At 43.2% G+C, this 12,196-nt stretch carries 8 protein-coding genes; 6 read left to right on the top strand and 2 right to left on the bottom strand.

What is annotated here, in order from left to right; genetic code table 11:
* Positions 1-21 precede the first annotated feature (21 nt).
* Positions 22-1,257 (bottom strand): peptidase T, encoded by a 1,236-nt coding sequence (gene pepT, locus ASU00_RS14105; RefSeq protein WP_057914157.1) that lies wholly within the window; start codon positions 1,255-1,257, stop codon positions 22-24.
* A gap of 155 nt (positions 1,258-1,412) precedes the next feature.
* Positions 1,413-2,888, bottom strand: a complete 1,476-nt coding sequence (locus tag ASU00_RS14100) for an alpha-amylase (RefSeq protein ID WP_057914111.1) — start codon at positions 2,886-2,888, stop codon at positions 1,413-1,415.
* Between the two features lie 858 nt (positions 2,889-3,746).
* On the opposite strand from ASU00_RS14100, the gene ASU00_RS14095 reads away from it, so the two are divergent.
* The 6 genes from ASU00_RS14095 to ASU00_RS14070 are packed head-to-tail and all read left to right on the top strand — an operon-like array spanning position 3,747 to position 12,135.
* Positions 3,747-5,099: an aspartate aminotransferase family protein gene (locus tag ASU00_RS14095; RefSeq protein WP_057914110.1), complete on the top strand. Its 1,353-nt coding sequence runs from the start codon at positions 3,747-3,749 to the stop codon at positions 5,097-5,099.
* Between the two features lie 5 nt (positions 5,100-5,104).
* Positions 5,105-6,613, top strand: coding sequence for a pyridoxal phosphate-dependent decarboxylase family protein (locus ASU00_RS14090; protein WP_057914109.1), 1,509 nt, complete (start codon positions 5,105-5,107; stop codon positions 6,611-6,613).
* Between the two features lie 2 nt (positions 6,614-6,615).
* Positions 6,616-8,418 carry an IucA/IucC family protein gene (locus ASU00_RS14085; RefSeq protein ID WP_057914108.1) on the top strand — a complete coding sequence of 601 codons (1,803 nt, stop codon included), beginning with the start codon at positions 6,616-6,618 and terminating at the stop codon, positions 8,416-8,418.
* Complete coding sequence (locus ASU00_RS14080; protein ID WP_201786298.1) at positions 8,408-8,992, top strand: GNAT family N-acetyltransferase; 585 nt, start codon at positions 8,408-8,410, stop codon at positions 8,990-8,992. The genes ASU00_RS14085 and ASU00_RS14080 overlap by 11 nt, the downstream gene beginning before the upstream one ends.
* The gene (locus tag ASU00_RS14075; protein WP_057914107.1) at positions 8,967-10,295 is read left to right on the top strand and encodes a lysine N(6)-hydroxylase/L-ornithine N(5)-oxygenase family protein; all 1,329 of its coding nucleotides are present in this window, start codon (positions 8,967-8,969) and stop codon (positions 10,293-10,295) included. Before ASU00_RS14080 ends, ASU00_RS14075 begins: the two co-directional genes overlap by 26 nt.
* A 22-nt stretch (positions 10,296-10,317) precedes the next feature.
* Positions 10,318-12,135, top strand: a complete 1,818-nt coding sequence (locus tag ASU00_RS14070; protein WP_057914106.1) for an IucA/IucC family protein — start codon at positions 10,318-10,320, stop codon at positions 12,133-12,135.
* The last annotated feature ends 61 nt before the right edge of the window (positions 12,136-12,196 follow it).

Genomic DNA, 12,196 nt, shown 5'->3' with positions numbered 1-12,196 from the left:
TTTTCATATATTTCTATCAAGCTACTTCGCTTTTCCTTCAAAGCGGGAAGCAATTTCAACGATTACCTTTGTGGCCAACATCATATTATCGACGGAAATAAATTCGTATTTGCCATGAAAATTCTCGCCGCCGGTAAATATATTGGGTGTCGGCAGGCCCATATACGATAATTGAGAGCCATCCGTTCCACCGCGTATTGGCGAGATTTTTGGTTTAATACCGATTTTTTCCATAGCTTCATGGGCGATGTCCACGATTTCTTTGACCGGCTCAATTTTCTCCTTCATATTGAAGTATTGGTCCTGCAATTCAAGCTGGATGCGTTTTTGGCCATATTTTTCTTTTAATTGCTTGGTGATTTGGGAGATATATTCTTTGCGTTCATTGAATTTTTGGCGGTCGAAATCCCTTATGATGTAGGAAAGCTTCGTCTCTTCGACATCGCCTTGAAAGGATAGCAGATGGTAAAAGCCTTCGTAACCCTCGGTGTGTTCCGGTGCTTCTGCCGCTGGGAGCAAATTTTGAAATTCCATCGCGATTTTAGCCGAGTTGACCATCTTTCCTTTAGCGGTACCAGGGTGAATGTTCGTCCCTTTGATTTTGATCTTGGCCGATGCCGCATTAAAGCTCTCGTATTCAAGCTCGCCAAGGGGGCCGCCGTCGACTGTATAGGCGAACTGGGCATTAAAAGCATCCACATCAAACTTATGGGGACCTCTGCCGATTTCCTCATCTGGTGTAAAGGCGACACGAATTTTTCCATGCTTGATTTCCGGGTGTTGAATCAAATAATCCATGGCGGTCATGATTTCTGCAATGCCGGCCTTATTATCTGCGCCCAACAAGGTTGTCCCATCAGTCGTAATCAAAGTATGCCCTTCATAATTCTTAAGCGAAGGGAATTCATTCGGTGAGAGAATGATTTCCAATTCTTCATGTAGAGTAACATCGCGGCCATCATAGTTTTCAACGAGCTGAGGTTTTACATTTTTTCCTGTGAAATCCGTTGCTGTATCGATATGGGCCAAAAAACCGATCGTCGGGACATCCTTATCCGTATTCGATGGAAGAGTCGCCATCACATAGCCATTATCATCAATGGTCACTTCCTCCATACCTATGGACTGCAGTTCCTTTACCAATGCATGTGCCAAGGTCAACTGACCAGGTGTAGAGGGGCATGAGGGATTTTCTTCATTCGATTGCGTATCCACTTTCACATAAGAAGTAAATCTAGTAATGATATCATTCTTCATTTGTCCATCAACTCCTTTTTTCCTTATCTTACCATGAATGGTTGTATCGTTAACAGTTCTTACATGGCGGGGGATGAGAAATTTTTCGATCTTTTCAAAGCGAAGAACAGCATACACGAAACGGCATGCTGTTCTTCGTTATCGGAATGCTAAAGTTATGCGGTTTCATGCGGTGCATCATTCAAGGCCCAGACGGATACGCTTTTTCCATGTACGGGAAAGGTCGCGTAGCCATCTTCTTCAATGGTGATGTGATCATCTCTATGACAGGTTAAATCAGTCCAGATTTCGCCTGCCCGATGTTCACCCACGAACATTCTTTTATCACTGTTGTGGTCTGCATTGGAGACAATGATGGCACAGCCCGAGCCTTTCAGCTCTTCGACCCCAAAGCGAACCCAGCCAATCGTATTCGGATCATCGAAATAGTCCTTCTGTTCCCCATATGCTTTATCATATCTGGCATATAAAAGGCGATCCAATATATCCTTTTTTCCCGGTACAGGCGAAGGGCCTCCAATTCCGTAGTAATCACCATAAAAAACACAGGGATAACCGCAAAGCCTAAGCAAAGTTAGGGCATATGCCGACGGTTTAAACCAATCCTTCACCCACGATTCGAGTGATTCATGTGGCTGGGAATCATGGTTGTCAACAAAAGTGACAGCATGTTCCGGATTGGTTTTTACGAGGGTATCATCAAAGATGGTTGAGAGATCGAAGTCAGAACCTGCTTTTGATGCCTCATGAAACTTATAATGCAGGGAAACATCGAACAAGTTGAGGTCATGATTGGTTTGTTCCAAATAATTTTGACAAGCTTTAACATCTGCCTTCCAAAACTCTCCGACCATGAAGAAATGTTCCTTTGTATATGGAAGGAGTTCTTGTAAGAAGTCATTAATGAATTCATAATCGATATGCTTAACGGCGTCCAAACGGAAGCCATCACACTTTAACGTATCAACCATCCACTTCCCCCAGGTAATCATTTCCTGGCGAACTTCAGGCAGACTGTAATCGATGTTCGCGAACATTAAATAATCATAGTTGCCGAATTCATCAATGACATGCTGGTTCCAGTGCTTATTATTTCCTGTAATCCGGTACACACTCATTTTGTCATTTTTAGCGTCATAGTCAGTCCCGTTAAAATGCGTGTAGTTCCACTTAAAGTTAGAGTATTTATTATTGCGGCCTGGGAAATCGAACGTTGTCCAGCCTTCAATTTCGAATGGCTCTGAGATGTCTTCCATACGGTTGTCGGGATTGACCTCGATGACTTCAAATTTTTCGGTTCCGTCAGCTCCGGCTTTGTGGTTCATGACTAAATCGATATATACGCAAAGACCGTAGTCATGACAGGTTGTTATTGCTTGATGCAATTCTTCTTTTGTCCCGTATTTGGTACGAACGGTGCCTTTTTGGTCAAATTCCCCTAGGTCGTACCCATCGTATATTCCATAACCATTGTCACCAACGGACTGCCCTTTGGTAACAGGCGGAAGCCAGACGCAGTCAATTCCTGTATCCTTCAATTTGGAGGCCGCATGTTTCAATCTGTCCCAATGAGACCCGTCTGCCTCAAGATGCCACTCGAAAAATTGCATCATCGTATGATTTCTTTTCATCCGTTTCCCCCCTGACACCGACGCGTTTTTGCAAAATTGAAACTGCACGATCGGATAAACTAATAATGGAAATCATTACCCTTAAAATTCAAATGATAAACAAGTGGATAATGCTCTGGAGGTTCATTTGTTCCTTCTATTTTACTATTTTATACCAGATAAGGGTATTTTATATTGGTGAGCTGCTAAAAAAATATATTTAAATGTCGAGGAATAACCGGGAGAAGGTATCATATCGGACACAGGTTTGGTGTATAGGACATCGACCGTTGCATTGCACTGCAGCCGCTCGCTTATCCAGAGGCGGTCCGTGAGCCTCCTCGGCTTTCGGCCTGCAGGGTCTCACGAAGACACGCATTTCCCGCAGGAGTGTCGCACACCCGCTTCATTCCACTCAGTTTTAATATCCAGAAAGAGCATCTCTCCCCACATATTTCGTGATTCTTTGTCAGTTCCATCCCACTTTGGGTGAATACGAAAGTTGAATTTCTGTTGCCCCCAGTTTTGAGGTTTATACTTCGACCGTTACGTTGCAATAGGCACTGCTTTGGGTACGGCATTCTTTAGCCGGTGTCTTTTGCCTTAAACTCAAACACTTTGTTACTGATTATTGTCCGCATTCAGTTACAAAACTCAATCTTAATTAAATCGTAAGAGCCTTTTTATGTTAAATAGTTTATAGAGAATATGTCCCAGTTTTAACCATTCCTGCAAGTTAATTGGAATTTATTTGCAGGAAAATGAGTGTTTTTGCTCATTGATAATAATTATCATTATCATTAGAATGAAACTTGCGTAAATGAAAATGATAATTATTATCAATTAACTATTTTATATAAATTAACTAGGAGGCTCATTATGGCAACTATTACCCCTACTAAAAATGATCAATTGCTGGAACAGCAAAACACAAGGGAGTCAAACGCTCGTTCATATCCTAGAAGATTACCGATGGCCATCGAAAAAGCGGAGGGCATTTACCTTACAGACATGGATGGGAAAAAATATATAGATTTCCTTGCAGGAGCCGGAACATTAGCACTTGGACATAATCATCCGGCCGTGCTAGAAGAAATGGAAAAAGTTCTTAAAAATAAAAGTCCTTTGCACACATTGGATTTTACTACGCCGATAAAGGAGCAGTTCATTGATGAAATTTTTGAATGGCTGCCTGAAGAATTCCGAAAAAATGCAAAAATCCAATTTTGCGGGCCTACTGGCGGGGATGCGATAGAGGCCGCACTTAAGTTAGTTAAAACTGCTACAGGCAACAGAGGCATTTTATCTTTCCAAGGTGCTTATCACGGGGCAACGCACGCAACGATGTCAATTAGCGGAAATACAAAACCGAAGGAAAAGATTCAAGGGTTGATGCCAGATGTACAATTCCTGCCATATCCTTATGAATATCGCTGTCCTTTTGGAATTGGCGGAGAGGAAAGTCATAAAATCAGTAGCCAATATATCGAAAATCTGCTGAATGATCCTGAATCCGGATTATTAGCTCCTGCGGGAATGATTTTGGAGGCCGTACAAGGAGAAGGCGGTTCGATACCTGCACCAATTCCTTGGCTTAAGGAAATCAGAAGAATAACAAAAGAGAAGGACATTCCCTTGATTATTGACGAAGTTCAATCAGGCATAGGACGTACAGGCAAAATGTTCGCCTTTGAACATGCAGGGATCATTCCGGACGTTCTTGTTCTATCGAAAGCAATCGGTGGCAGCCTTCCCTTATCTGTTGTGATCTATCATAAAGATTTGGATGTTTGGTCTCCAGGTGCACATATTGGGACGTTCCGCGGGAACCAGTTGGCAATGGCAGCAGGCACTGCAAGTTTAAAGTTCATGAAGGAGACCAACCTTATTGAGCATGCAGCGAAAATGGGTGAAAGATTACAAGACATCCTGAAGGGTTTGCAAAAGGATATTCCGCAGATTGGCGATGTCCGAGGCCGCGGCCTCATGGTTGGCGTTGAAATGGTTAATCATCAAGAAGCTCAAAATCAAAATGGAAGTTATCCAGCCAATTCGGAACTTGCCAGCGCGATACAACAGGAGTGCTTCCAAAGAGGTTTGATTTTGGAAGTAGGAGGCAGACACGGAAGCGTAGTGAGGTTCTTGCCGCCATTAATCGTAACGGAAGCCCAACTATGGGAAGCTACTGCAATCTTTGAACAAGCTGTTCGTGCAGCAATAGCAAGGGGCTGAAAATAATGATTGAAACAGTGAAGAAAGCTGATTTTGCTTATGCTCCATTTTTCTTGAATAACGAGGAAGGCATCCAAAACTACACGCAGTCTTTAAAAATCATAGAGAACACGTTAGCTGATTTTTTAAACGGTAACAATTCACCCTACTCTGGCAAAAAACCGCATGAATTGGAAACAAGGTTAAATGAATTATCGATCGCTTCCATAAAAGGGGAGAACTTTGAGTCGGCAGCGGCTGAACTAGCTGAATTTGTAATCAAGGACAGCATGAATGTACACAGTCCAACCTGTATTGGGCATTTGCATTGCCCGACGTTAATACCTGCAGTGGCTGCCGAGTTGATCATCAGTACGTTGAATCAATCGATGGATTCATGGGATCAAAGCTCGACTGCAACCTTTGTTGAAGAGCGACTGATCCATTGGTTGTGCAAGCAGGCAGGATTACCGGAGCAAGCGGATGGGGTTTTTACAAGCGGTGGCACACAATCGAATTATATGGGCCTGCTGCTGGCTAGGGATGCTTATTGCAAGCGTAAGTGGGATGTCGATGTCCAACAGCATGGACTTCCTGCAGATGCGAGTAAACTAAGAATTTTATGCTCGGAGTCCGCCCACTTTACGGTTCGTAAATCGGCGGCGCAGCTTGGGCTTGGAGAACAGGCGGTGATTACGATCAAGACGGATTCAAATCACCGTCTTTCCATCGCTGAAATAACTCACCAGCTCGAGCTCTTGAAGGAGCAGGAGTTACTACCATTTGCCATTGTTGCAACTTGTGGAACGACGGATTTCGGTTCGATCGATCCAGTGGGCAAATTGGCTGAACTTGCGAGGGCGAACGGGATTTGGCTGCATGTGGATGCCGCATATGGCGGTGCCATGATGTTAAGTCGCGATTTCAAAGCCGCTGTAAAGGGATTGGAAGATGCTGATTCCATTACAGTCGATTTTCATAAGCTATTCTATCAGCCAATAAGCTGCGGTGCTTTCCTTGTCTCCGATCGCGAGCATTTTCAATATATCCAGCATCATGCCGATTACTTGAATCCCGAGGAAGATGAAGAAGAAGGCATGGTCCACTTAGTCAATAAATCTATTCAAACGACGAGGAGATTCGATGCGCTGAAGCTTTGGATGTCATTGAAGGTTGTCGGACTTGATACCTTTGCTGAAATGATTGACTATACATGCCATCTTGCGCGTGACGTAGCGGCAATGATCGATAAAGAGGACGGTTTCCGTGTATTGAACAAGCATCCTGAATTGAATGCAGTCGTTTTCCGTTATGATCCAGATGGAGCGAGTGTTCAGTTGGTAGATCAGTTAAATAAGCAGATCCAACAGGAATTATTGAATAGCGGCCGGGCATTTTTAGCAAAAACACGTTTCGAGGGACAAGTTTATTTAAAAATGACCCTTTTGAATCCGATGACAAGGCTTGAGCATATAGAAGACATACTAGATGAGATCCGCGTATTAGGTGAAATGTTCAATATGATGGAGGAATGAAGATGAATAGTAAGCAAATAGCTCAAAGGGCGACGATGCAAAGCTTTCTGAATTGTTATTTCAGGGAAACCGGAAATGGCAGATTGGAAGAATCGAAGAACTATCCTGAATTGGAGGAAGGGGTTCCGGATTCTTTAATCGTTTGCAATCTTACATCCCAAGATATTACCTTGCTTGTTCCAATTAAATATTGGTCGGAAACGGGGCGCCATATTTTTACCTTCCCAGCCTATTACCGAACATCATCCAAACAAATCCGTGAATTGGACTACGTGACAATGGTTTCCGCCATAAGCAAAGAATTATTGCTTGAACAGGGCCGAACGGATAGCGAAGATGAGCTGATGCTGCGCGTCATCCTGAGCAGCCAAAATATCCAACGCTATGTCGAAGCCAGGATTGAAGACTTCGATGCCCTTCAAAGCTGTGATTTTACATATATCGAGGCAGAGCAGTCCCTTTTACTAGGCCACCTGCTCCATCCTACTCCAAAAAGTAAGCAAGGTATTTCAGAACGAGATGAAGCGGTTTATTCACCTGAATTAAAAGGCGAGTTCCAGCTGCATTACTTTTTGGCCGATCCTGCAATCGTCATCCAGGACTCCAGTGAGACCTTGTCTGCAAGTGAAATCATCAAAACGGAATTAATGGCAGACCTTGAAGTTTCGCAAGAATTCCGTGATAAGTATTGCAATAAAGATAGCCAATATATCATTATTCCGGCACACCCGCTACAGGCAAAGGATCTTGTCGAAAAAGGTGAGGTCAAGGTGTTAATCGAGTCGGGACAGCTTATCCATGCAGGTCCGCTCGGGAAGAAGTTCACGGCAACGTCTTCATTCAGGACCGTCTATAGTGCTTCATCCCGGTATATGTATAAGTTTTCGGTACCGGTTAAAATCACCAATTCATTACGTTCGAATCTGCAAAAGGAACTGGATCGTGGTGTCGAAATCGCTAGATTACTAGATTCGGAATTAGGCGATGAACTCAGAAAACACCATCCGGCCTTCCGTATCATAAAGGATCCTGCGTACATAACGATAAAAACGACGGAACAAGACTCAGGCTTCGATGTAGATATAAGGGAAAATCCTTTTCATGACGACGATAAGCAAACTAGCTTGATCGCAGGCCTCTGCCAAGATAATGCCTTTGGTGCACCTTCAAGGCTTGCAGCGATCATCCGCAAGTTGTCCGCTGATGAAAACCGAACGACAGAAGAAGTGAGTATCGATTGGTTCACTAGCTATCTGTCGATGACCGTAGAGCCAATGCTTTGGTTATTCGAAAAGTATGGAATCGTTTTAGAGGCTCATCAACAAAATTCGATCATTCAGCTACAAAATGGGTATCCGTCCACATTCCATTACCGTGATAACCAAGGTTATTATTATTGTCAATCCAAGGTGGACCGCTTGCTAGGCATCCTGCCGGAGCTTAGCAAAAAAAGCTTCACCATTTGTTCCGATGAAGTCGCTGAAGAAAGACTGCAATACTATTTCTTCTTCAATCACTTATTAGGGCTGATCAACAACTTTGGTACAGAGGGATTGATATCGGAAAAGAAACTATTACAAGTCGTTCATAAACTATTAGAATCGATCAACGCAAAGAGCGATGATGAAGGGCTGAATCGAGTCGTATTCAGACTGCTTCAGGAGCGAAAACTGCCTTGTAAAGCGAATTTACTGACACGTTTCCATGACTTGGATGAGCTTGTGGGTTCACTTGAGACACAATCCGTCTATACGACCATCGAAAATCCATTTGCGCAAGGGGTCCCGGCCGTCAATGAAATGTAGGTATGAGGAAATGCTCAAAGAATATAATCAGATGCTATCATTTGTCAAAGTCGACTTTGATAGGGATATCGATACGCTGCATGATTGGATGCACGAAGAACATGTGATACCGTATTGGAATTTGAATTTCACTAAAGAGAAATTTTCGCGCCATTTACAAAAGGCATTGGCCGATTCACACCAAACTCTCTATTTAGGCTGCCTCGATGAAATACCAATGAGCTACTGGGAATCGTATTGGGTTAAAGGCGATATCATCGAGGACTATTATGAGGCCGAGGAGGGGGACCAGGGCATTCATTTGCTCATTGGCAATCCTGAATATCTTGGAAAAGGACTGGCTTTGCCACTTTTACGGTCGATGGTTAAATACCAGCTCATGACTGCCCATACTAAAAAGGTGATGGCTGAACCGGATATCAGAAACGAAAAGATGATTCATTTATTTAAAAAATGCGGATTCACTCCAATTAAAGAAGTTGAACTTCCAGATAAAACCGGTTTGCTTATGGCTTGCACGCGTGAGAATTTCGAAAGGAAGTGGAAATATGGAGAAGCAACCATTTATCTATGATGTGATCGGGATCGGTATTGGTCCTTTTAATTTGGGCCTTGCCGCCTTATTGGAGAAAACTCCAGAACTACATGCTCTCTTTTTTGAAAGGAAGCAGGAATTTAATTGGCATGAAGGGATGCTGCTTGAGGGGACGACGCTGCAAGTGCCGTTCTTCGCTGATTTAGTCAGCATGGCGGATGTGACTAGTAAATATAGTTTTTTGAATTATTTACAGCAGCATGACAGGCTTTATCATTTCTACTTTCTTGAAAAGTTTCTGATACCTAGGAAAGAATATAACGATTATTGTCGCTGGACTGCCAATCAGCTCGATAGCTGCTGTTTTGGAAAAGCGGTGGAAACGATAGAGTATACAAAGGATCAAGAGGAGCCCGTTTACCAGATACACGTAAGGGATGAACAAACTCGACAGGTAGAGGTATATCATAGCCGTCATGTGGTACTGGGAATCGGAAGTGCCCCAGCGGTGCCGGCTGCTTTTAGCCCATTTGTAGGAGAAAGTATCCTGCATTCTGCCGATTACTTGCGGAATAAGGAAAATATATTGAATAAAAAATCGATAACGGTTGTCGGATCGGGCCAGAGTGCAGCCGAGGTGTTTGAGGATCTGTTGAATGAACAGGAAAATCATGGTTATCAGCTGAACTGGTATACAAGGTCAAAAGGATTTTTCCCTATGGAATATTCAAAACTTGGTTTGGAATACTTCACGCCGGACTATCTCGATTTCTTTTATCGTCTGCCGCAGGAGAAGAAGGATGAAATTCTGCCAAAGCAGGACCTTTTGTATAAAGGAATCAGTGCGACGACGATTGCATCGATTTTCGACAAAATTTATGAGAAAACGATTGGAAATGCCGAACTTGCCATTGAACTTAGGGCAATGACGGAGGTTACTGCATTAAAACCGGGTGAAGGTGGATGGACATTGAAATGTAGACAATGGGTCGAGGATAGTGATTTTGATGTCGATACAGAAGCGATAGTATTCGGAACAGGATATAAATCAACCGTTCCTACCTTTCTTGATGGCATGGAAAACCTTCTTGTCCGAGATGAGCTTGGCCGTTTGGAAATAAGCAAGGACTACCGGATTGGCACGACCGTCCCTACTTCCAATCACCTCTTCATTCAGAACGGAGAGATACATACGCATGGTGTAGGTGCACCGGATTTAGGGTTAGGGGCATACCGAAATTCAATTATTATTAATCAATTAGCAGGCAGGGACGTTTATCCAGCCGAACCAAAAGGAGCATTTCAATCATTCCGTGTCAAAACACCTGTCGCGGCCTACTAATAAGTGAAGGGGAGATAAGTGTATGCAATTCGTAAATGAAGTGGAAAATGTGGCAACGAAAAAAAACTGGTCGATCGTAAACCAAAATCTGCTCGCCAAAATGATTTCCGAATATATGTATGAGGATATGATCCATCCAGCTGTCTTGATGGAAGATGCAGGTGGAAACGTATACGAGTTAAAGATAAATGAAGAAATATCGTATCGATTTTTAGCCTCGCCTCGCTTGTTTGACAGCTATGAAGTTCAGGCTGGTTCGATTTCAGTCTATGAAATGGCAACAGGGGAAGCTACACAAGCCGATGATGCCATCCAATTCATTTTGGACCTTCAGCCGCTAATTGGGATGACGGCAGAAACAACCGGCCATTTGATTAAGGAATTCAATCATACATTGCTTGCCGACCTGCAATTGCTAACCAAACCAGACCAAAGTGCTGATGATTTAGTCGAGCTGGATTATGCATGGCTTGAGGGAGAAATGAGCGGCCACCCTTGGATCGCCTATAATAAGGGGAGGATCGGATTCGGTTATGATGATTACTTGAAGTATGCTCCGGAAAACCAGGAGAAAATTCAGCTATCATGGATAGCCGTCCATAAAACAAGAGCTGCTTTCAATTCCATCGGGGCCTTAAACTACAAGCAATTGATGGAAAACGAACTGGATATCGAAACGAGAAAACTTTTTTCCGATAGATTGGCAGAGAAGGGGCTAGAAGAGAAAGACTACTATTACCTGCCAATCCATGAATGGCAATGGAAGAATGTCATCATCCAAAATTTCACCGATGATTTGGCAAAGGAGCTGATCGTGGCTTTGGGAAATGGTCCCGATGAGTATTTGCCGCAGCAATCGATTCGGACCTTTGTTAACCTATCCAATAAGGACAAACACCACGTCAAGCTGCCAATGAGCATATTAAATACGCTCGTCTATCGCGGGTTGCCAGCAGAACGTACAGTCATCGCACCAAAAATCACGGAGTATATTAAGGATATTTACGACAATGATCGATATTTAAAAGAAGAATGCAAAGTGGTGCTTCCTGGTGAAATCGCCAGTTTAAATGTCGATCATCCTTATTTCTCTAAGCTGAAAAACGTACCTTATCAATATTTGGAAATGCTCGGCGGTATATGGCGGGAAAGCATATACAGTTATATGGAAGAAGGCGAGAAGCCCGTTACGTTAGCTTCTCTGTTGCATGTGGACCATGATGGCAAGCCGTATGTAGAAAGCCTAATCGAAAAATCGGGGTTAACCGCTGGAGAGTGGACAGACCAACTATTCGATGTCATTCTTTCACCGTTATTACATTTCATTTATCAATATGGAGTTGTTTTTTCACCACATGGCCAAAATACGATTTTAGTATTGAAGGATTACAAGCCGCATAGACTGGCAATCAAGGATTTTGTTGATGACGTAAACATAAGTGATCAGCCGCTTCCTGAATTGAGCAAGCTTCCTGATGATTTAAAAAAGGTATTAAGGTGCGAGCCGCCTGAAGGCCTCGTTCAATTCATTTTCACGGGACTGTTTATATGTCACTTCCGTTACTTGTCCACCATCCTGATGAAAAGGCAACTATTGAATGAGAATGTTTTCTGGGAAGGCGTCACGAATGCCATCCTTGCACATCAGCGAAAGTTCCCGCAGTTGCAGGACCGTTTCGACCTATTCAATTTCTTCGCCCCGAAATTAACAAAGCTCTGTTTAAACAGAAACAGGATGCTTCAATATGGCTACAGTGATGGCGAAGATCGTCCGCATGCATCAGAATTCGGATATGTCAATAATGCTCTTTACGAAAAGCTACCTGCCAAATCCATTTAATCAATAAGCTGGCTCAAATCGCTGAGCCAGCATCTTTTGCTTTCTTATTGGATAGGAAGGG

This window comes from Peribacillus muralis (assembly GCF_001439925.1).
Lineage (GTDB): Bacteria > Bacillota > Bacilli > Bacillales > DSM-1321 > Peribacillus > Peribacillus muralis.
Note: the sequence above shows the minus strand (reverse complement) of the source record. Positions and strands in the feature narration are given on the sequence as shown.